This window comes from Methylobacterium sp. B4 (genome assembly GCF_003201865.1).
In the GTDB taxonomy this organism is placed as follows: Bacteria; Pseudomonadota; Alphaproteobacteria; order Rhizobiales; family Beijerinckiaceae; genus Methylobacterium.
Genome location: NZ_QJJJ01000024.1, coordinates 42,461 through 62,721, shown reverse-complemented (window position 1 = coordinate 62,721; position 20,261 = coordinate 42,461). Strand labels below are relative to the sequence as shown.

The 20,261-nt window shown below is 66.4% G+C and carries 18 protein-coding genes; 8 read left to right on the top strand and 10 right to left on the bottom strand.

Translation table 11 applies throughout. The features are described from left to right. Window positions 1-91: 91 nt before the first annotated feature. The 3 genes from BY998_RS20425 to BY998_RS24075 form a co-directional block, all read right to left on the bottom strand. Entirely contained in the window at window positions 92-868 is a 777-nt protein-coding gene (locus BY998_RS20425) for a hypothetical protein (RefSeq protein ID WP_017482826.1), read from the bottom strand. Between the two features lie 345 nt (window positions 869-1,213). Next, window positions 1,214-2,620: a hypothetical protein gene (locus tag BY998_RS20420; RefSeq protein ID WP_146221823.1), complete on the bottom strand. Its 1,407-nt coding sequence runs from the start codon at window positions 2,618-2,620 to the stop codon at window positions 1,214-1,216. A 360-nt stretch (window positions 2,621-2,980) separates the two neighbouring features. Continuing rightward, window positions 2,981-3,397: a hypothetical protein gene (locus BY998_RS24075; protein ID WP_146221822.1), complete on the bottom strand. Its 417-nt coding sequence runs from the start codon at window positions 3,395-3,397 to the stop codon at window positions 2,981-2,983. A 435-nt stretch (window positions 3,398-3,832) separates the two neighbouring features. Between BY998_RS24075 and BY998_RS24070 the strand changes: the two genes are divergently transcribed. The 3 genes from BY998_RS24070 (at window position 3,833) to BY998_RS20410 (ending at window position 7,128) form a co-directional block, all read left to right on the top strand. Then, window positions 3,833-4,651 carry a hypothetical protein gene (locus BY998_RS24070; RefSeq protein WP_146221821.1) on the top strand — a complete coding sequence of 273 codons (819 nt, stop codon included), beginning with the start codon at window positions 3,833-3,835 and terminating at the stop codon, window positions 4,649-4,651. Between the two features lie 699 nt (window positions 4,652-5,350). Beyond that, window positions 5,351-6,391, top strand: a complete 1,041-nt coding sequence (locus BY998_RS20415) for a Hint domain-containing protein (protein WP_110353533.1) — start codon at window positions 5,351-5,353, stop codon at window positions 6,389-6,391. A 122-nt stretch (window positions 6,392-6,513) separates the two neighbouring features. Further along, window positions 6,514-7,128, top strand: coding sequence for a DNA-3-methyladenine glycosylase 2 family protein (locus tag BY998_RS20410; protein ID WP_110353532.1), 615 nt, complete (start codon window positions 6,514-6,516; stop codon window positions 7,126-7,128). A gap of 5 nt (window positions 7,129-7,133) precedes the next feature. On the opposite strand, the gene BY998_RS20405 is transcribed toward BY998_RS20410, so the two are convergent. After that, complete coding sequence (locus tag BY998_RS20405; protein WP_110353531.1) at window positions 7,134-7,391, bottom strand: hypothetical protein; 258 nt, start codon at window positions 7,389-7,391, stop codon at window positions 7,134-7,136. A gap of 322 nt (window positions 7,392-7,713) precedes the next feature. On the opposite strand from BY998_RS20405, the gene BY998_RS20400 reads away from it, so the two are divergent. Then, window positions 7,714-7,929 carry a hypothetical protein gene (locus tag BY998_RS20400; protein WP_110353530.1) on the top strand — a complete coding sequence of 72 codons (216 nt, stop codon included), beginning with the start codon at window positions 7,714-7,716 and terminating at the stop codon, window positions 7,927-7,929. A gap of 106 nt (window positions 7,930-8,035) precedes the next feature. On the opposite strand, the gene BY998_RS20395 is transcribed toward BY998_RS20400, so the two are convergent. Next, window positions 8,036-9,733, bottom strand: a complete 1,698-nt coding sequence (locus BY998_RS20395; protein ID WP_110353538.1) for a methyl-accepting chemotaxis protein — start codon at window positions 9,731-9,733, stop codon at window positions 8,036-8,038. Window positions 9,734-10,109: 376 nt separating this feature from the next. Here BY998_RS20395 and BY998_RS20390 point away from each other — a divergent pair, with 376 nt between their 5' ends. Then, window positions 10,110-11,732, top strand: coding sequence for an ABC-F family ATP-binding cassette domain-containing protein (locus tag BY998_RS20390; protein WP_110353529.1), 1,623 nt, complete (start codon window positions 10,110-10,112; stop codon window positions 11,730-11,732). A gap of 7 nt (window positions 11,733-11,739) precedes the next feature. On the opposite strand, the gene BY998_RS20385 is transcribed toward BY998_RS20390, so the two are convergent. From BY998_RS20385 to BY998_RS20370, 4 genes are all read right to left on the bottom strand, one after another. Further along, entirely contained in the window at window positions 11,740-12,096 is a 357-nt protein-coding gene (locus tag BY998_RS20385) for an MmcQ/YjbR family DNA-binding protein (RefSeq protein ID WP_110353537.1), read from the bottom strand. 11 nt (window positions 12,097-12,107) lie between these two features. Next, window positions 12,108-12,347, bottom strand: a complete 240-nt coding sequence (locus tag BY998_RS20380; RefSeq protein ID WP_110353528.1) for a hypothetical protein — start codon at window positions 12,345-12,347, stop codon at window positions 12,108-12,110. 92 nt (window positions 12,348-12,439) lie between these two features. After that, window positions 12,440-13,030, bottom strand: coding sequence for an OmpW family outer membrane protein (locus BY998_RS20375; protein ID WP_245421678.1), 591 nt, complete (start codon window positions 13,028-13,030; stop codon window positions 12,440-12,442). Window positions 13,031-13,166: 136 nt separating this feature from the next. After that, window positions 13,167-14,414, bottom strand: a complete 1,248-nt coding sequence (locus tag BY998_RS20370; protein ID WP_110353526.1) for a GGDEF domain-containing protein — start codon at window positions 14,412-14,414, stop codon at window positions 13,167-13,169. Window positions 14,415-15,067: 653 nt separating this feature from the next. Here BY998_RS20370 and BY998_RS20365 point away from each other — a divergent pair. Both BY998_RS20365 and BY998_RS20360 read left to right on the top strand, forming a co-directional pair. Next, window positions 15,068-16,006, top strand: a complete 939-nt coding sequence (locus tag BY998_RS20365) for a pirin family protein (protein ID WP_110353525.1) — start codon at window positions 15,068-15,070, stop codon at window positions 16,004-16,006. An 87-nt stretch (window positions 16,007-16,093) separates the two neighbouring features. Further along, a complete protein-coding gene (locus tag BY998_RS20360) occupies window positions 16,094-17,860 on the top strand; it encodes a monovalent cation:proton antiporter-2 (CPA2) family protein (protein WP_110353524.1) in 1,767 nt (588 codons plus the stop codon). Window positions 17,861-18,329: 469 nt separating this feature from the next. On the opposite strand, the gene BY998_RS24620 is transcribed toward BY998_RS20360, so the two are convergent. After that, window positions 18,330-18,932 (bottom strand): hypothetical protein, encoded by a 603-nt coding sequence (locus BY998_RS24620; RefSeq protein ID WP_210205509.1) that lies wholly within the window; start codon window positions 18,930-18,932, stop codon window positions 18,330-18,332. Window positions 18,933-18,980: 48 nt separating this feature from the next. Between BY998_RS24620 and BY998_RS24615 the strand changes: the two genes are divergently transcribed. Then, window positions 18,981-20,225: a HEAT repeat domain-containing protein gene (locus tag BY998_RS24615; RefSeq protein WP_210205508.1), complete on the top strand. Its 1,245-nt coding sequence runs from the start codon at window positions 18,981-18,983 to the stop codon at window positions 20,223-20,225. The last annotated feature ends 36 nt before the right edge of the window (window positions 20,226-20,261 follow it).

The following is a 20,261-nucleotide window of genomic DNA, read 5'->3' as shown; positions in this document are numbered from 1 at the left end:
CGCGTTCAGGCGCTTCTCAACGGCGGAGTGCCGCAACTATCTCGCGGCCGCAGGCTACGACGCCTACGATCCAACCTGATCGGATGCCGCTCTAGACGCTCACGCCCACGCTGCCGAGCCGCGCCTTAGCGGCCTCGACCAGGGTCACAGGGAACAGGCCCGCGTTCGTGGCGACCGTCCACTCCAGGGTCGCATCTGGCCGCCCCGCCGCCATGCACAGCTTCAGGCCCGAGTCCTCGTTGCGGGTGAGCATGTGCTCGACGAGGCCCATGACGCCGCGGTGCTCGACGCCCTTAAGAATGTGCCCCGACCGCATCGGATCACCGTCGTGGTGCCACCACAGCACCCGCTGCTCATAGAGGCGGTGGAAGGTGGCGAACACCTTGATCAGGGCGTCCGACGACGGCGCCTTGCCGGAGGCGACAGCGACCTCGTCGGCCGCGGCGATCTTCTCGATGTAGCCGGAGAGCGGCGGATTCGGATCGCCGCTGAAGCCCGGAGCAATCGACAAGCGCCCAGGCTTGGGCGACGCCTCGAACACGAGAACTCCCCGATTGACGAGGCTGTCCTTCGTCGTGCGGGTGCGTCGATTGATCTGGACCCACGAGAAGCGCGGCGCACGCTCCGTCACCTCGTTGAGGGTCAGCGATCCATGCGCACGCACGAGCCCGACGATCTCCTCGTCGATAGTGAGAAACTCGACGTCGGCGGGAGCGGGAGCGGGTGGTCCGCTGCCGGAAGCTTCGACCTCAACGTCCGCCTCGGGCTTCTGTGCCTGGAGCATGTCGAGCGCTCGGTCAATCAGAGCGACGGTGCTGAGAAGCTGCGACTTGGCGGTTTGAAGCGTGTGTACGGTCTCTAAGACCATGGGCCTCTCCCTGGTTGGGTGAAGCCCACAAGTAACTTACACTTCCCTTTCGTCAAGGGGAGGTGCAACAGGGGTCCTGCAAGTTCGTTTGGTGCTCTGGCGCCGATTGTCCGCCGAGGGTCAAAAGCGAGACGGCGGCGCTCGCGTTGATGCGCTCGCGCTGCGCCTTTACCTCCACAGCCATCTTTGTTGCGCTTGCCTCGAAGTTGGATGGTGGCCGCAGAAAGAGTTTCCAGTAGCGGCTACACGCATTGTTAGCGACGGTATGTCAGTGTAGAAAGACTAAACCGCCAGGTCAGATTTGTTTAGGATTAAGCCGTTCTGTTAAATATGCGAATTGATCTTTCAACGCCAAATATCTTGGTAGCCGTCGACGTAGGCGCCCACCGTGGTCGCTTCCCCCTCGTCGTCCTCGATTACATCGTTCCAATGCTTGCGCAGTAGCTTGATCGTTCGGCGTGGGTCCTGGAACGGGTCTTCCGCTAGTCCGGTGAGCGCGGCACTCACACGCTGGTAGATCAGCGAGACGCTTCTCCGCTTGATGCTTTCGAGATGGAGTTGCCGTGCGAAACTCTCGACGAAGGCATTCCAGGCGCCCGTGTCGACGCGGAAACGCGGCACCTCGATGATCTCGACGCCGTCGACGAACCGCGTGCAAAACTCGTCGTCGGCAGCCAGCTCCAGGTCATACTCGACGCGTTGCTCGAAAAGGCGCGCGTACTGCCCTAGGTCGATGTAGCCGTCCGTCGCCGATAGGAAGGTGCCGGCGTCCTCGCCAAGCGCTGCCCAGAGGCGCTCGACGCGATCCAGGTACCTGCCTCGCACTCCGTCCCGCTGAACGGGATCCACCAGCTCCTTGAGAAGGCCGATTAGGCGGACCCGCCCCTCATGGCCGGCCTTCCGGAACACGGGATTGCGTTCGGCGTGACAGGTAGCCGAGCACCAATCCCCGAGCTGGGTTAGCGCGAAGAAGCGGCTCCGCCAGTGCCCGCTCCCATCAGGGGCATCGTCGAAATCTTCCACGGTCTGCAGGTACGGGATGCTCAGCCGGCGGGTCCGCGGCATCTCGAAGCCGACGTCGAGCACCGTTTGCTCTACCGTGCCCGGCGGCAGGTCAGCGCGAAGGTTGATGTGCACGCGGAGGAAGGAAGGGTCGGGTCGGAAGGCCGCGGCCAAGCGGCCCCGCTGTAGCCAGAGGTCGAAGTTGCTGGCCTTGGTCGTGGCGTCCTTCACCACGATGGCGGGCAGCCGCACAAAGATGCCATCAGCCAGCGCGACATCCCGCGCTGCCTCCACGGTGACGCTGCCTTCTGCCGCCGCCGTCACCGCTTCTCGAACAGCCCGCGCCCAGTCCAAAACAGGCCCGTGGCTTGCGGCGGTCAACCGGGCCTTGCACATCAGTTCGGCGTTGATGCCGCCGTGGAAAGCCTGTCGGGTGGCGTTTCCGGAGCCATAGACGAGGGTGTGGGCGGTCCTGCCACCGGACGTCTCCCACTCGACGTGGAACACCTTCGCGTGCACGAGGCCTGTCGCGCCGCCAAGCGCCACCTGGACGTCGCGACCCTTCGAGCGCAGTGCTTGGATCATCGTGACATCGTCCGGCCGGCAGCCGCCGTCGACAACGACGGTCAGCAGCCCCAGCTTGAGGTCCTTCACGAGGCGCTGGAAGAACTCGCCCTCGACGTAAGGCGTCACGATCAGCACCGACCGGGCTTTCCAGTCCGGTCGGGCAAGCAGGTCGTAATGGTCCACGCAGGCGCCCCCGAACCGCCAACGTGCGCGCCGCGTCGAGAAGGTGCACCGGCACGTGGCAGCTGATGCATCAGGCTAACATGGCAGTCGGCTGAGGGCGACGAGATTGAGGAGCGGTCCCGAGACCTGCCGTCAAGTACCATCACGAAACCAGATCAGTCGCTTGATCGGGGCAAGTTATTGGTGCGGCCTCGCTTTTGGCCTTCCCCGCGCGCAGGCAATGGGAATGCGGCAATGTCAAATCTGGACTGGTCCAGTGCCGTTTCGTGTCGATTGATGCGGTCGAATGTTAGCCAAAACACCCCCGAAATGTCCCGTTCGCATACCAACTCGAAACCGGGGACGACCAAAAATACGGTATCACGATACCACTTTTATGGGGTCGTCCTGGTTCTGAGTGGGTAGCCGGAGGTTCGGGCGCCAGAAGCTCCGGTCGACCTTCCACATCTCGACGTGCTTTGCCAGGAAGCGCCGCAGCGCTCCGGGTGGGGGGTGTGTGCCCGTCCACCTTGATCCGTCCCGAGGCTTCGCGCCTATCAGATACTCATACAGCCCAGGTTCAAGCCTCTCGACGCCATCGTCGACACTCGGGAGCGTCAGAGATGTGGCAAAGGCAGCAGCGAACTCCGGGAGCGTGAAGGTCGGGCCACCCCGCCTGTTCGGGATCTCTGATTGTGCCACCAGGCTGCGGCGGGTCGCGCGACGGCCGTCTCCGGTCCGGATCAAAGGGTCTTCGGCACCGATCTCCGGCATGCCGTCGAGATAAGCGTCGACCAACGTTCTCGTATGAGGTGGGATGGGAAGGCGTCGATGTTGGGTCCGAATGGATGCTCCTTCGATGGTCATGCCACCTAAATCAACGTCGAGGATATCCTCCCCTTTCGGACGCCAGTGCCGACGTTGCAGCCCAACGATCTCTATTGGATGCAGACCGCATCCGAACGCCAGGGCGACAACAGCCGGACCTCGACGGGTTATCGGGCCGTCGGAGGTCTTTGTGACATAGCTGGCCACTTGCAGGTAAGGGCGTGCCTCGTCCAACGTGATATGCGCCATGCTGGGAGCGTAGACACCCCAGGTTAACGTACTAGGTTGGTCCAGTTTCCAAGCTGAACCGCCGCTTCATTCCCTTGTCCGTAGAAAAGCGATACGGCACGCCGTCGAGACGCCCGCTCGCGTCCTACCAAGGATGGACAAGAAAGGTTGCCCGGGATGGCATATTCGCGAGATGCGAACCCGCCGTGGTTCTGGTATGACTTTACACCGGACGCTTTGGTGCGGGGAGTGTGCGAGAACTTTAGTAGTCCGGACATTTTCATTTGGCCCGAGGACAGTGATGGCGTGCCGAACTGGTTCTCGTGGGCATCGCCACACCTGAACGATGCCCCAGACGCGGAAGCCCTAGCCGGCAGGCAGGCGGCCTTGAAGGCCGTATTCGATGGCGCGATGCTGCTAGTCCTAGGGCTTAAGTATGTGCCGATTAGGCTTCAACTGGCAGCGTCGGATCGCGATGATCCCAATGGTATCCTAAGATGGCATGGGGGGAAGGGAGACGTCACAAGGGCGCCGTTCTCGTCAGCCTATCTCGCCCAGCATGCCGATCCACTGCGCAACCCATTAAACAACGAGATCACCAAGCTCATCTTTCTTGCGAGGTTCGATCCACTTGCAAAGGACATGTTGCTCTACGTCGGAGTACAAGGCCCAACCTATATTTCTCTATACGCACTGACAGATTGGATGACGCAGCGCCCCGGTTGGGATAAAAACCGGGTAGCGAGCGAGGCGGGACTTTCGAAATCGAGATATAACGATTTTACAGCCACGGCGAACAATCCAGCCTATCTTGGACCATTCTGCCGGCATGGAGGCATCGATACACCGCCGAAACGCCCGATGCCGTACGAGGACGCCGAAGGCCCGATCAGAACTGCAGCACGCGCCTTTCTGGACGAGTTGGCGAGCGACGCCGATCTGGACGAGAAGTGGCGGTTGATGTCACAACCTAAACCGAAATCCGGAACTAGCTAATTTGGTGAGGTGGGCCTGAAGTCAAATGTCCGGTTGTGGGCAGCCAGCTTCATCTGCCCATCCCAAACGGATTTTGGGGCGTGACAACTTGGAGGTCTGCGGGGCGTTGGAACGACCTCAGGGACCCTTGCGCTCAAGCACCCGATAGGCCATTCTGGTGGTACACACGATTTCAGGACGGGCGGCCTAAGTCATTGACCGCCAACGTTTTTCTGGAAGGTACGGGGGAATCCCCCCCTCTCCGCCAAGTCCCGCCGACATCCCGAAAGTCCGAGTTTGACCGATCGGCCATAAGCGCCGAGCGTATCACCGCGCCCTTGTGAACGGCGTCGGGAAACTCGTGAAACGCATCGTTCGTGGCGTGCTGTGTCCAGCCGGCTCAAGCGCATGGCAGGGCGGACATCTGCTCTCCAATACAGTGCGCATCGAAATCAAAGCGGATCATCAAGCGACTTGAGCCTTCCGCTGCAACGCGCCTTGTCTGCACTGATAAATAGATTAAATTGCTCGCATTCTTCGATCAAATAATTATCTTATACTTATGGCGGTACATTGCAAAGACAACAAATAACATAAAATGTTGCGTGGTTACAACGCGCAGCCAACATCTCAGAATCAGTATTGAAAGGAGCCAACAAACAGTTTTCCCTTCGGTTTCTGTCCGAAGAAATTTTCAGACAGTTTCGCTTGGGGGAGCACATGACTTACGCGCAATTTCCGTCCGGGTTCAGCTACCAGCTGCAGAACTCGGGACAGTTTGCGAATGGATCCGATGTCCGCGTCGGCGACACGCAATCTTTTACTGTTCAGATTTCTGGCACCCAGCTCGCCAACTCCCTCAATGTGTCTCCCACCTCCACGGTGTTCGTCAGCTCACCGGATCCTTCGGCCGATGCCAGACCGGGTGCGGTCATCCTTGCCAGCGGCTTCGGCCCACCGCTGACCGGCGTGCAGACCGGCTACCAGACCGGCGACGCGATCACGATCGCGCTCGATCCGAACCAGTCTCTGAGCGGAACTCTCGTGATCTCGACGAGCGTCGTGACGCCGGGACAACAGTTTTCGCTGCCGAACAACACGCCCCAAACCTTCTCCAACCTGCCGCAGGCGCCCTGCTTCGTGACGGGCACCCTGATCCGCACGAGTCGCGGCGAGGTTGCGGTCGAGGATCTGCAGGTCGGCGACCGCGCCGTCACGGCCTCCGGCGCCCTGCGCCCGATCACTTGGATCGGACATCGTGAGATCAGCGCCGGGAGCGGCTCGCTCTCGTTCAATCAGCAGCCGGTTCGCGTCCGCGCTGGTGCCTTCGGCCACGGGCTGCCGGCCCGCGACCTCTTCCTCTCGCCGGGTCACCCGGTGCTGGTCGGAGCCGATGCCGACAACGAGGGTGGCGCGCTGGTGCCCGTCATGTGCCTCATCAACGGCACCACGATCACCCGCGAGCCGGTCGCCAGCGTCACCTACTGGCACATCGAACTCGACGCCCACGACATTCTGCTCGCCGAAGGCCTGCCGGCGGAGAGCTACATCGACGGGGGAGAGCGCGCCTTCTTCTCGGAAGCCTCCGACCACGCCCTGCACAACCCGGACTTCGTCGTGCCGGGCTGGGACGGCCGCTGCCGCCCGGTGGCGGTGGACGGTCCGCTCGTCGAGGCTGAGCGGCTGCGGCTCGATGCCGTGTTCGCCGGTTCGCTGAGCGCACAGTGCGGATGGGAATCGGCCGCCTGGATCGCGACCTGAGAGCGAGGAACGCAAGACATCGGAGCGCCCCGCTCGAACTGCGGATCCTGAAACTCCGGCGGGACCACGCCCAGGCTTCAAGCGTTTCTGTGGGAGCGCAACCGGGGAGCAAGAGCGGAACGATGCTGGATCCCGACATCTATGCCAGCCTGTTGCGACAGGCTGGGACGGTGGCGGAGCCCCTGCGGGCGGCGATCGCTGGTCTTGGACGGATCGAGATCGCTCCACCGATCCATGCCAGCGTGGCCGAGCGCCTGTTCGTCGAGGTCGTCAACCAGCAGCTCTCGACCAAAGCGGCCCTCGCGATCTGGAACAGGATCGAGGCCGCCGCCGCGTCCCAGGGCGTCGCGACGCCCGAGCTGTTCGTGCCGGGCTTCGAGCCGCTGCTGCTGGGCTGCGGCGTCTCGGGGAACAAGGTGCGGGCCCTTTTCGCGATCCGCGAGGCGGAGGACGCCGGTCTGCTCGGCGCGGAGCTGGCAGACGTGCCGCAGGCGGAGCGCGTGGAACGGCTCTGCCGGATCCGCGGCGTCGGACCCTGGACGGCCGACATGGTCGGCATCTTCCACTTCCTCGATCCGGACATCTGGCCCGCGGGCGACGTCGCCGCGGTCGGCGTGTTGCGCCGGCTCACCGGCATCGCGGACACGGCCGCGGTCGCCGCAGGCTTCGCGCCTCATCGCTCGATCCTCGCCCGCTACATGTGGCGCAGCCGGGACGCCGTCGCCGCAGCCGCCTGAGGCCGTCAGCGGGCCATCTCGAAGAAGGGGCGGAAATTCTCAAGCCAGCCACGCAGCCAGACCTCCGCAGCCTGCTTGGCGCCGTCCGCATCCTGGGCGTGGCCCCAGATGTCCTCGGCGAGCGGGCTCCACCAGGTCCAGAGCCGGTTCGAACCATCGTACTCGATGGTGGCAACCGCCACGGAACCGACTTGGCCGGTGTAGCGCGCCAGGGGTACCTCGGAGATCCCGCCCTGGGTCCAGATGATCGTATCGGTCGACATGCCATCCCAACGCGGAGGCTGCCACCCGCGTTCGCGCCCCCGCTCGATTCGATGCCTTGAGGAGCGGAATCGCCGCGCTCGTGCACAGCGGGCCGGGCGATGCGGACTTGACGGGATCGAACTCATCCGTCATGCGCGCGTTGTCCGTCCATCGCCGCCGTGCGTCCGATGTGCGGCTCCACAGGATCTTTCTACCCCCATGCCCGACGACAGTAGTCGATCGACCACGCCGCCTTCGGCCTCCCGCGTGCTCTGCGCCTGATCGTCTGATCCGGCTCACCCGCGACCGGCCTTCGGCGGCTGGTCCGACAAGAGGTGAGCCATGACTGACTCCAACGTCATTTCCCGGCGTGCCCGCGCCCGTGCGGCGAAGTCCAGCCGCAACGGCAGCGTCGTGCTCGTCGTCGCCCTGATGATGGCACTGGTCTTCGTACCGGTGCTGGCCCTCCACGCGGCGGCGCTTGCCGGTGCCGTGACCGGCGACGAGGGACGGCCTGACGAGGTCGCCACCGTGAGCCACAAGAAGGTGCCGGGTTAGAGCGCCATCTTGGAGCGACGGCGATCGCTTGCACGGTTGGACTTGGGCCGACGAAGAAAAAGGGGGCGCCGCGGAGCGCCCCCTTTTCGTTTCTGCCCTCGGCGGCTCAGGCCGCCCGCACGGTGGCGAGGAAGCGCGCGACCTCCGCCCGCAGCTGCTCGGATTGCTGCGACAGTTCGGAGGCGGAAACCAGCACCTGCCTGGCGGCGACACCGGTCTCCTCGGAGGCCTGAGCCACCCCGGCGATGTTGCCGGTCACCTCGCCCGCACCCAGGGCCGCCTGCGCCACGTTGCGCACGATCTCCTGGGTGGCCGCACCCTGTTCCTCCACCGCCGCGGCGATCGTCGTCGCCACCGCGTTGATGTCGCGGATGCGCCCCGTGATGCTGCCGATGGCCGTCACCGCCTGATCGGTGGCGCCCTGGATCTGGGCGATCTGTCCGGAGATCTCGCCCGTGGCCCGCGCGGTCTGCGCTGCGAGTTCCTTCACCTCGCTCGCGACGACGGCGAAGCCGCGGCCGGCCTCGCCCGCCCGCGCGGCTTCGATGGTCGCGTTCAGGGCAAGCAGGTTGGTCTGGCTCGCGATGTTGGCGATGAGGTTCACCACGTCCCCGATCCGGGCGGCGGCCTGGGCCAGTTCGTGGACGAGAGCGGCGCTGCGATCCGCCTCGCCGACGGCGATTTGGGCCATGTTCGACGAGGTTCCGACCTGGCGCCCGATCTCGTGGACCGAGGCGCCGAGTTCCTCCGCGGCGGCAGCGACGGTGTTGACGTTGGAGGCGGCCTCCTCCGCCGCCGCGGCGACGGTGGTGGACTGGCTCGCGGTCTGCGTGGCGGTTGCCGTCATGGTCTGCGCGGTGGCCTGCAGCTCGGTCGCGGACGACGAGACCATCCCGACGACGCCGCCGACCGCGCGCTCGAAGCCGTCGGCGAGTTCGAGCATGGTGCGGCGGCGCTCGACGGCAGCGGCCTCGTCGGCCACCCGCTTGAGTTCCGCCTGCTCGGCCGCCTTGCGGGCCACCAGCACCTTGATGCCCTCCACCGCGCGGGCGACGGCGCCGATCTCGTCGCCGCGGCGCGCCTCGGCGATGTCGGTCTCGGTCTCGCCCTCCGCCATCCGCTCGAGAATTCGCACGAGCCGGCCCATGGGACGCGCGACCCCGGCGACGGCGATCAGCCCGAGCAGGCCGAAGGCGACGAGCAGGCCGGCCGCGGCGATGCCGGTAAGCGCCACGGCGGCGGATTTGCCGACCTCGCTGGCCTGCTGCTTGGCCTGTTCGAGTTCGCGCATGTTGGACGCAATGCGCGCCTGGATCGCCTCGATGGCCTTGATCCGGACCGGCCTCACCTCGTCGTAGGAGACCTTGACCGCCTGCTCCTTCAGCCCCTTCATCCCCAGAGCGATCGAGCGCTTGAGCGTGGTGACGAAGAGCGAGATCGACCCTTTCACCTCCTCCAGCTTCGTCCGGCTCGCGTCCGCCTCCGCCAGGGCGATCAGCCTGTCGACGCCGGCCAGGGCCCGCCCCCGCGCATCCTCGAAACGCCCGTGCTGGGTCGATAGGATCGACGCGTCGCTTTCCAGGATGATGTTCTTCTCGCTGATGACGGCCTCGTCGATCGCGAGCGCGGTCTGCAGGGCGGTGATGACGCGGGCGGCCCGCACGTCGACGACCTGCTGCGTCGTCCGCTCCATCTGATCGAGCTTGTCACGGGCCAAGACGATGATGCCGGCCGAGACCAGTGCAATCAGCGCCGCCGGGATGGCGAGTTTGCCGAGGAGCTTGAGATGAGTGAACCAGCGCATCAGCCGCGTCACGGGGACTGTTTCGAAGCATCCGAGGGCCGCCCCTGCCTCATTGGATCACGATCTTGTGAGTGACCGATCGTTAACAAGATCCAACCTCGAATTTGAATTTTGATCCAAATCAGAATCCATCAGTTGATAGTCCCCTCACCAAGACAGACTTCATGAGGATTTATATCGATCCATTCGCCTGTCGCGCCGACTCATTCAAATATTATCGGGGTTCTGATCCGGCCGGGCGCGGCGGATGGAGCGTGCCCGCCCGAAGCGGGTCTGCCGTGAGGCCGCTCCGCTTTCGCTCGCGGCGCCCTTGGCGTAAGGCCGCGTACATCCTTTCGCCTTCCACCTCAGACCCTCATCCAGGCTTCGCGGACGCATGATTCGCCTCGACAAGATCGGCAAGCAGAACGGCCGGCAGATCGTCTTCATCGAGGCGTCCGCCGCTCTGCAGAAGGGCGAGAAGGCCGGCCTCGTCGGGCCGAACGGCGCCGGCAAAACCACGTTGTTCCGCATGATGACCGGCCAGGAGCAGCCGGACGAGGGGCAGGTCTCGGCGGAGCGCGGTATCACCATCGGCTATTTCAGCCAGGACGTCGGCGAGATGCGCGGGCGCTCCGTCGTGGCGGAGGTCATGGACGGGGCCGGCCCGGTCAGCATCGTGGCGGCGGAATTGAAGGAACTCGAAGGCGCGCTCGCCGACCCCGAGCGGGCCGACGAAATGGAGGCTCTGGTCGAGCGCTACGGCGAGGTGCAGGCCCGCTTCGAGGAGCTCGACGGCTACGCGCTCGAGGGCCGGGCCTACGAGGTGCTGGCCGGTCTCGGCTTCTCCCAGGAGATGATGGAGAACGATGTCGGCCGGCTCTCCGGCGGCTGGAAGATGCGCGTCGCGCTCGCGCGCATCCTGCTCATGCGGCCCGACGTGATGCTGCTCGACGAGCCGAGCAACCACCTCGACCTAGAGAGCCTGATCTGGCTCGAATCCTTCCTCAAGGGCTATGACGGCGCACTGCTGATGACCTCGCACGATCGCGAGTTCATGAACCGCATCGTCTCCAAGGTCATCGAGATCGACGGCGGCACGCTCACCACCTATTCGGGCGATTACGGCTTCTACGAGCAGCAGCGGGCGCTCAACGAACTGCAGCAGCAGGCGCAGTTCGAGCGTCAGCAGGCGATGCTCGCCAAGGAGATCAAGTTCATCGAGCGATTCAAGGCGCGCGCCAGCCATGCCGCGCAGGTGCAGAGCCGGGTGAAGAAGCTCGACAAGATCGAGCGGGTCGAGCCGCCGCGCCGCCGCCAGACCGTCGCCTTCGAATTCCAGCCCGCACCGCGCTCGGGCGACGACGTCGCGATGCTCAAGGGCGTCCACAAGAGCTACGGCAGCCGCATCATCTATGAAGGGTTCGACTTCTCGATCCGCCGCAAGGAGCGCTGGTGCGTGATGGGCGTGAACGGCGCCGGTAAGTCGACGCTGCTGAAGCTCGTCACCGGCACCGCGCAGCCCGATTCCGGTTCGGTGACGGTCGGGGGCAGCGTGAAGCTCGGATACTTCGCCCAGCACGCCATGGACCTGCTCGACGGCGACCTGACGATCTTCGAGGATCTGGAGAGCACCTTCCCGCAGGCGGGGCAGGGCTCGCTGCGGGCGCTGGCCGGCTGCTTCGGCTTCTCGGGCGACGACGTAGAGAAGCCCTGCCGCGTCCTCTCGGGCGGCGAGAAGGCCCGCCTCGTCATGGCCAAGATGCTCTACGACCCGCCGAACTTCCTCGTGCTCGACGAGCCCACCAACCACCTCGACATCGCCACCAAGGAGATGCTGATCGCCGCGCTCGCCTCCTACGAGGGCACGATGCTGTTCGTCTCCCACGACCGTCACTTCCTGGCAGCTCTGTCGAACCGGCTGCTCGAACTGACGGGGGACGGCGTGCGCCTCTACGGCGGCGGCTACTCGGAATACGTCGCGAGCACCGGCCAGGAAGCGCCGGGCCTTCGAGCTTGAGCGAGGCTCAAGGGTCGAGGGCGAGATCGTCGTAGCGGGCGACGAGGTCTCCGGGCGCCACGGTCCGCCACGCGGTCAGCAGGGCGATACGCAGAACCGCCTCGTCCGCAGCATCGAGGTCAAGGCTGGTCCAGCCCCGGCCGCCCCAGGCGCCCGGCACCGGCTCGAAGGCGTCCGGTTCGTCCTCCAGGACGCGCGCCTGCTCGTCGGGCGTCAGCTTGACGACGACGCGCGCCTCGTCGGTCCAGAGGGTGGCGTAGATCCGCCCGCCGACCCGGAAGTCGGGGTGGCCCTGATGGGCACCCTCGACCGTCTCCGGCAGCAGGAGCGCGAGGGCGCGCACGTCCTCGGGGAGGCAAGTCACGGCCTTCGGTCTCAGGCCCGGCTCGTCGGCGGCTGCCACGCGCTGCCGGGATGCTCGCGCACGTCCCCGGTCCGAGTGCCGGTATCGGCGTCGCTCACCCATTCGCCGGGCTCGGCGATCTCGACCACCTCGTCTTCCGGGTAGGCCGCCTCGACGAACAGGCGCGCCTCGCCCTCGGCGGCCGCACGCACGGTCACGAGCGGGCGCTCGCCGGCCGGGCCGCGCACATGGGCGATGAAGAGCTTCGTCATGTCCTGTTCCTCCGTCACGATCGCAGCCGGGACAACGCGCTCGGAGGAAAGGGGATCACCGGCGCAGGCGATCGGGGTCGCGGACCGGATTGTCAGAAGCGGTAGCCGAGGCCGGCCCCGACCATCAGCAAGTCGAGCCGCACCGTCGCGCCGACCGGTCCGACGCGGGAGACCTGCGTCGGCAGGAAGACCTGCTTGATGTCCATGTTGGCGTACCAGCGGCCGCCGAGATGATAATCGAAGCCGGCCTGGATCATCGGCCCCAGTTGCGGATCGGCCTTCATGGCGGTGACGAACGGCTTGGCCGGTTCGTAGGCCAGCGGATGCGTGTAGGCGACCCCGGCACCGAGATACGGGTTGAAGGCGGCGTGCGGCAGGAAGTGGAACTGGATCGCGCTGGTCACCGAGGCGCTCCAGGTCGTGCCGATCGGCAGGTTGCCGACGACCGATCCGCGGATCGAGGTTCGCGTCGGCACGACCCCGCCCTGCAGGGCGAGCGCGAAGTGATCGCTGAGGAAGTAGGTGATGTCGAGATCCGGCAGTGCTCGCGCCGGCGTCGACACCCGGCCCCCGACCAGCTCGATCCGGGAGAACTGGTTGACGGGGATCGAACCGATGATTCGAGCCCGCACGAGGAGGCTCCCCGCCGTCAGCGCCTCCTCGGGCGCTGGAGCCGCGGGCATATCCGCCGCCCGGCCGGGCGAAGCCAGCGCCAGGGCCGCGAGCGCAAGCCCGGTCCGGCGGCCACGTGACATCGCGTTGGCGCGCGAACGATCGCAGACATCGCTTCTTTGCGTCGATCTTCTGGGCACGGCTCGATCACGCTTCTCGGATGGCAATCGCAGTCGCGATCGGTTGGGACGGCCCGACGGGCGGGGCCGGAATCCATGTCGCCCCGGCGGCGGCCGGCTGAGGCACCGTCGGCAGTTCCAGGCGCACCTGATTCCTGCCGCCGTTCTTGGCCGCGTAGAGCGCCGCGTCCGCGCGGGCCACGGCAGCATCGATCTGCACCTCGCCCATCGTCCCGACCGACACGCCGACGCTTGCCGTCACCGCGATGGAGGTGCCGCCGAGCAGGATCGGCTGCCCGGCCACCGCCGCGCGCAGGCGTTCGGCGACGAGGACCGCCTGCGCGTCGTCGGTTCGATCCACCACCACGAGGAACTCCTCGCCGCCCCAGCGGGCGATGAGATCGTCCTTGCGCATCACGCTGCGCAACCTCTCGGCGACGCCGACGAGGACGGCATCGCCCCCCTCGTGGCCGTGGGTGTCGTTGATCGATTTGAAGCGATCGATGTCGGCCAGAAGCACCGCGCAGCCCGCGGTTCCGCGATCGCCCGCCGCGCGTCGGCTCATCGCCGCGCGCAGGCCGCGGCGGTTCGCCAGACCGGTGAGCGGGTCGGTATCGGCCAAGTGGCTGAGCCTCAGATGCGCGCGCTCGCTCACCATGGCGAGGTAGCCGATCTGGATGAAGACTCCACACCACTGATCGAACAGCAGGGAGTAGACCCCACTATCCGGTGAAGCGAAGTGTTCGCTCGCAAAGTGGATGATCACGACCGACAGGACGAAGGCCGAGAAATAACCGAGAAATCCCAGAAGGACGATGTATTGCGTCCACAGGCGCGACTGCGCGGGCGTCCGCAGGATTTCGAGGATGCACAGGCCGGTGCTCACGGCGATCAGAACGAACACCGTGGACAGGCCCCACGGTATCGCGATGCCGACCTGCAACATGAGCCCGTAGAGGACGCCCGGACCGACGGCCAGGACGATGGCCGGCGGAACCGAAACCGGCCGTTCGTAGAACAGCCGCAAGCCGATCCACGAGGCCGAGAGGCTGGCTCCGTAGAGGGCGTAGACGACGGCTCCCTTGAAGGGCTGGAGCGGAACCGTCGAGGGATCGCCCAGCATCATGAAGGAGGCGATCAGGGAGCAGCCGAGCGCGCTCGCCCAGATGCCGAAATAGAACTCGCTCGGGTGCCGTGAGAGCGTCACCAGGAAGACGACGATGAAGGCAAGGCGGCTACTGATGCTCGCGACCTGCAGCGTGCTGAAGTCCAACATGAATGGTTAGGCCCCCCGGTCGAGGCGTGCGGTTTGAGCGTGTGGCATCGTCGATACGGACGACCGAGGCCGGAGAAGATCACCGCCAGCCGCTCCGGTCGCGCAGCCGTCGCAGCCGGATCAAGCCATTCTGGTGCGAGTTCAGCACGACGTTCGGCCGAGAGCACCTTGGTCGCGAGGGTCTTCGAAGTCTGCGGCCGGGCCGGAGAGACCCTTCCGAACGGGTTCGGACGACCACCATTCATTAACGCACAACAGGTTAGAGCCGGAAAATCACCGGCATTGTACTTGTCTCTTCAAACGACGATTGAATAACGATTTTTCATTGCCGTCTCAATGGACGCTATTCCAGGCGATCTAACAAAAAGTTATCATTTGAAATAAAGCTGGACCGATCGGATCGCATTTCCGTGTTCGGCAGGCGCGGCCGTCACGGAGTTCCGTGCCACACCGCCAGCGCATCTGGCCAGCACCCGTCCAGCCACGGATGAGATGGAAAAATTGGAAACGATGCGTTTTGCTCGTTTCCATTACAAAACAGAACCAGCCGACGCATCTTGTTGCCCGTCGACCCGAGTCTTCGGGTCGCGCTAAACCGTCGAGCGCAGAACCGCCTATCGCGGTCGGTCCCGCTCAAGCGAGGGAGCAGAAGCATGAGCTGGCACGGTGCAGACGACCCGATTGCGGCTGATACGTTCAGCTGCGATGCAATCAAGACCCTGATCGTGCCCCGCTCGCGGGATCTCGGCTCCTTTGCCGTGCGGCGGGCTCTTCCCTCGGCCGAGTGCCGGATGGTCGGGCCGTTCATCTTCTTCGATCAGATGGGTCCGTCCGAATTCCTACTCGGGCAGGGCATGGACGTGCGACCCCACCCGCATATCGGGCTGGCCACGGTGACCTACCTGTTCGACGGCGAGATCATGCACCGGGACAGCCTCGGCACCGAGTTGCCGATCCGCCCGGGCGAACTCAACTGGATGACGGCGGGCCGCGGCATCACCCATTCCGAGCGCACCGGCACCGACCTGCGCCAGACCGGCTCCAAGCTGTTCGGCATCCAGAGTTGGGTCGCGCTGAATGCGCGGGACGAGGAGAACGCGCCGGCCTTCGAGCATTACGATGCCGCGGCCATGCCGGTGCTGACGGGGGAGGGCAAGACCGTCCATCTGATCGCGGGCGAGGCCTTCGGCGCCCGCTCGCCCGTGCGCACTTCGAGCCCGATGGTCTACGCGGACGTGGCGCTGGAGGCGGGCGCCGTATTGCCGCTCGATCCGACCTACGACGAGCGGGCGATCTATACGGTCTCCGGCGCGATCGAGATCGCGGGCGACGGCTTCGAGCCCGGCCAGCTGCTGGTCTTCCGGCCCGGCGACCGCATCAGCGTGCGGGCGACGGAAGGCGCGCGCTTCATGGTGCTGGGCGGCGAACCGATGGACGGACCGCGCCACCTCTGGTGGAACTTCGTTTCGTCGCGGCCGGAGCGGATCGAGCAGGCTAAGGAGGATTGGCGCCAGGGCCGTTTCGACACCGTGCCGAACGACGCAGAGTTCATTCCGCTGCCCGAATCCCCTCCGCCTGTCCGCTACCCCTGAGCCCCGGAGCGGGTGCCCCGCCACCCGCAAAGCCCCTCTCGCCGCCCACGGGCGGCGCTCTCTCAAAAGATCGAGGTTGAAGACGCCATGGCTGCCGAAGCATCCGGAGCGGCGAGCGAGCTCGTCCAGGTCGTGTCGCTGCTCGCCGCGGGCGTGATCGCGGTTCCGCTGTTCAAGCGGCTCGGACTCGGCTCGGTGCTCGGCTACCTCCTGGCGGGACTGGTCATCGGCCCCTTCGGCCTCGGCCTGTTCACCGACGCGCATGCGATCCTGCACGTCGCCGAACTCGGCGTCGTGATGTTCCTCTTCATCATCGGGTTGGAGATGGAGCCGTCCCGGCTCTGGGGGATGCGCCGCGAGATCTTCGGCCTCGGCCTCGCGCAGGTTGGCGCCTGCATCGCCGCGCTCACCCTGGTCGGCGTCGGCCTTGGCTTCTCGGTGACCGTGGCCTTCGTGGCCGGCACCGGCTTCGTGCTGACCTCGACGGCCATCGTGATGCAACTGCTGGAGGAGCGCGGCTCGCTCTCCAGGCCGAAGGGCCAGAGGATCGTCGCGATCCTGCTTCTGGAGGATCTCGCGATCGTGCCGCTGCTGGCGGTGGTCACGCTGCTTGCGCCGGGCGGGGCTGGGGCCAGCGGCATGGAGCGCCTCTACGCCATCGGCATCGCGCTCGGCTCCGTCGCGGCTCTGGTGGCGGCCGGGCGCTGGCTCCTCAACCCGCTGTTCCGCCTGCTCGCCGCCGCGAAGGCTCGCGAGGTGATGACGGCCGCCGCCCTGCTGGTCGTGCTCGGCTCCGCGCTCGCGATGCAGCTCGGCGGCCTCTCCATGGCGATGGGCGCCTTCCTGGCCGGCGTGCTGCTCTCGGAATCGAGCTTCCGGCATCAGCTCGAAGCGGATGTCGAGCCCTTCCGAGGCATCCTGCTCGGCCTGTTCTTCCTCGGCGTCGGCATGTCCCTCGACCTCGCGATCATCGCCGCGAACTGGGGCCTGATCCTCCTTTCCGTGGCCGCCTACATGGTGGTGAAGAGTCTCGTGATCTACGGGATCGCCCGGATCCTGCGGGCCACCCATACGGAGTCGCTGGAGCGCGCCGCGCTGATGGCGCAGGGAGGCGAGTTCGCCTTCGTGCTCTACGCCGCCGCGGCGAGCGTGGGCATCATCGACGGCACGACCAATGCCGTCCTGACGGCGACGGTGATCCTGTCCATGGCGGTGACGCCGCTCGCGGTGATCCTGTTCGACCGGCTCGGCCCGAAGGCAACGGTCTCGATGGACGGCGTCGAGCTGGCCGAGAACCTCGCCGGCAGCGCCCTGATCGTCGGCTTCGGCCGGTTCGGGCAGATCGTCAGCCAGCCGCTGATCTCGCGCGGCTGCTCCGTCTCCATCATCGACACCAACGCCGAGAACATCCGCCTCGCCGAATCCTTCGGCTTCAAGGTCTATTACGGAGACGGCACCCGGCTCGACATCCTGCGCTCGGCCGGTGCCGAGACCGCCCGCGCGATCCTGATTTGCGTCGACGACCCGGAGACGGCCAAGCGTATCGCCGAGATCGCCCGCGCGGAATTCCCGCTGGTCCCCGTCCTCGCCCGCGCCCGCGACCGGGAGCACGCCGTCGAGCTGATCCATGCCGGCGTCGCCTACCAGATCCGCGAGACCGTCGAGTCGGCGCTCGCCTTCGGCGAGCAGACGCTCCTCACGATCGGGGACGATCCGGAGGCCGCCAGCGATGTCATGGCCGAAGTGCGCCGCCGCGACGCCGAACGCCTCGAGCTGGAGACCGCGGGCGGCATCTATGCCGGCCGCGACCTGATCCGGGGCAATCTGTCGGTTCCGGCCAACGAGGTCGGATGAGCGAGCACCTCGCCGGGCCGGGCGAGCAGTTGAGGTCCTTGACGGCCGGGGGCGCCTGCGTCCTCGATGACGACGCAATGGCGATTGCGGGCGCTCCTCAGCGATGACACGTCAAGTCCCGGACCGGCTCGAAGCCGACGGAGTGGGCTACTTCCTCACGAGCTGCCCACCGATCCTCCCGGCCGGCCACCCGCTCTGGCGACGATGCCGTTTCCTGCGCGGCTCCTCCACGGCCCATGTCCGAGGCTATGTGGCCCGCTGGCTCATCCGGGACGGCCGACTCTTCCTTGCAGGCTTCGGCGGCAACGTGGCGGTCAGCGATGGCGAGGCGGCCTGGTCCCGCAGCCGTCTCGGCGAGGAAGAGCCCAGCCGTCCGATCGGCATGGCGGAGGTGTACGAGTGCACCGGTCCCGTTCCCGCGACATGGCTATCGGGTGATCTGCGGAGTCATTCCGTCCGGTGCAGCACCCTACGTCCCCACGGCGAGACGATCCCCGAATCCTTCCGGCTCTTCCGGATCGTGAATGGCCGTGTCACGGCCGACATGCGGTTGTCGAACCGTGAGGAACGCGTCGAGATCCGACAGGACGAGGCGCGGGCGCTGCTCGATGGGCAACGTGCGGGCGAGGAAATTCGACTGTCCCGCGACGGTCATCGCACGAGCCCGGTGCCCGGCCTGTTCGAAATGTTGGCCGGCGGGGCGAGCGGGACCGCGCCGGCGGATCTGGCCGGCCTGCTCTGGTGGGCCGGCCCAACGGATCTGGAGGCTCTTGCAGCCGGGCTCGAACAAATCCGGGACCACGATCGGCGCCGATGGATCGCCTACGCCGCAGGCCGCATCGGAACCGAAGCGGCGCCGCTCGCAGACAAGCTTGCGTTGGCGCTCGCCGCAACGACGGATCTCGACGGTGTCGAAGCCCTGGCCTACGCCCTTGCCGGCATCGGTGCCCCGGCAGCGTTCCATCTGCCGGCCGTCATCGTGCGGGTCGAGGCTTTGTGCGGACCCGGGCATCACAGTCAGGTCGCGCTGATGATCGAACGGATCAGCGCGGCGGGCTCGGAAGCGATCCAATCATTGCTCGCGGCGCTCGCAACCGCACGCGACGCGAACACCCACGCCATGCTTGCCCATGCCCTGGGCAGGATCGGACCCACCGCAATCGGCCCTCTCGTGGCGGCTTTTCGCGGCGCGGCGCAGGCGCGGCAGCGTGCGACGCTCGCGCGGGCCCTCGGCTCGATCGGCCCAAGCGCGGCGCCCGCCCTCGGCGACCTCGTGGAGGCGGTCGGTGCCGCAGCCGACGATCCCTCACGCGCGGCGATGGCCGAGGCGCTGACGGCGATCGGTCTGCGTTCGCCCGCCTCGCTTAGCCCCTTGCGCGATGCCCTGCGGGCGAGCCGCGATCTGTGGACGTTGCGTCGCATCGTCGAAGCGATGGCGAGCCTCGGCCCGGTCGCCCTGCCGATCCTCCTGGCGGAATTCGAAGCCAACCAAGATCCCGCCGCGCGCACCGCTTTGGCCGAGGGGCTGGGAGAGTTCGGAACAGAGGCGGGTGCGGCGGTCGCAAGCCTCGGGGCAGCGGTCGGGGCGACCGAGGATGCCGCGCTGGGCACGGCCCTTGCCGAGGCGCTGCGGATGATCGGCGCGCCGGCCGCGCTGCTCGCGACCGCGCAGATCGACGCGGCCACGCTCGCGCCCCGGGCATCCGGCTCGGAGGCGATCCTGCGCAAAATCGCACGCGGGGTGATCCCGTCCCCGGCGGCGATCCAAGGCCTTGCCGGTCTGCTCGCGATCTACGGCGAGAGCGCGCTCGGGCGACACACGGCGCAATTGCTCGGCGCCATGGGAGCGGCCGCAATCGGGCCACTGTCGGCCGCTCTCGAGAGCGCACCGAACGAACCGGTCCGCCTCCTCATCCTCCACGCTCTCGGGCTGATCGGTCCCGCGGCCGTGGACGCGCGCGAGGCCCTGATCGGATCGCTCGTCGAAGCCCTGGCGGGCGCGGCTGAGGATCGGGTTCGGCTCCAGATCGTGGACGACCTGCGCCGGATCGGACCTGCGCCCGCGGCGCACCTGAAGACGCTGGTCACAGTGATGAGGCGATCGGGCTTCGCCCCGGTCCAGTGGCGGCTCGGCCTCGTCATCGCGGAAATCGGGGCCCCGGCCGTCGCACCGTTGGTGGCACTGTTGGAAGAGACGTCGGACGAAGATCGACGTCGCGCCCTGGGCAACGCACTCGGCCGGATGGGCGAGACGGCCGTCGATGCGGCACCGGCCCTGATGGCGGCGATGCGGACGGCGCGCGATCCGAGAACCCGGGAGATCCTGGCCTCGGCCCTGCGGCGCACCGCCATGCGCCTCGCCTGATCCGTCGATCGCGGCCGAAGCTTCGATCGGTGTGGC

Bases quoted from the DNA above. Each gene is read 5' to 3' on its own strand.
- BY998_RS20375 (WP_245421678.1), bottom strand. From the start codon at position 13,030: ATGCCCGCGGCTCCAGCGCCCGAGGAGGCGCTGACGGCGGGGAGCCTC.
- BY998_RS20405 (WP_110353531.1), bottom strand. From the start codon at position 7,391: ATGTCGACCGATACGATCATCTGGACCCAGGGCGGGATCTCCGAGGTA.
- BY998_RS20380 (WP_110353528.1), bottom strand. From the start codon at position 12,347: ATGACGAAGCTCTTCATCGCCCATGTGCGCGGCCCGGCCGGCGAGCGC.
- BY998_RS24615 (WP_210205508.1), top strand. From the start codon at position 18,981: ATGCTTGCCCATGCCCTGGGCAGGATCGGACCCACCGCAATCGGCCCT.
- BY998_RS20400 (WP_110353530.1), top strand. From the start codon at position 7,714: ATGACTGACTCCAACGTCATTTCCCGGCGTGCCCGCGCCCGTGCGGCG.
- BY998_RS20390 (WP_110353529.1), top strand. From the start codon at position 10,110: ATGATTCGCCTCGACAAGATCGGCAAGCAGAACGGCCGGCAGATCGTC.
- BY998_RS20410 (WP_110353532.1), top strand. From the start codon at position 6,514: ATGCTGGATCCCGACATCTATGCCAGCCTGTTGCGACAGGCTGGGACG.
- BY998_RS20425 (WP_017482826.1), bottom strand. From the start codon at position 868: ATGGTCTTAGAGACCGTACACACGCTTCAAACCGCCAAGTCGCAGCTT.
- BY998_RS20365 (WP_110353525.1), top strand. From the start codon at position 15,068: ATGAGCTGGCACGGTGCAGACGACCCGATTGCGGCTGATACGTTCAGC.
- BY998_RS20360 (WP_110353524.1), top strand. From the start codon at position 16,094: ATGGCTGCCGAAGCATCCGGAGCGGCGAGCGAGCTCGTCCAGGTCGTG.
- BY998_RS20370 (WP_110353526.1), bottom strand. From the start codon at position 14,414: ATGTTGGACTTCAGCACGCTGCAGGTCGCGAGCATCAGTAGCCGCCTT.
- BY998_RS24070 (WP_146221821.1), top strand. From the start codon at position 3,833: ATGGCATATTCGCGAGATGCGAACCCGCCGTGGTTCTGGTATGACTTT.
- BY998_RS20395 (WP_110353538.1), bottom strand. From the start codon at position 9,733: ATGCGCTGGTTCACTCATCTCAAGCTCCTCGGCAAACTCGCCATCCCG.
- BY998_RS20415 (WP_110353533.1), top strand. From the start codon at position 5,351: ATGACTTACGCGCAATTTCCGTCCGGGTTCAGCTACCAGCTGCAGAAC.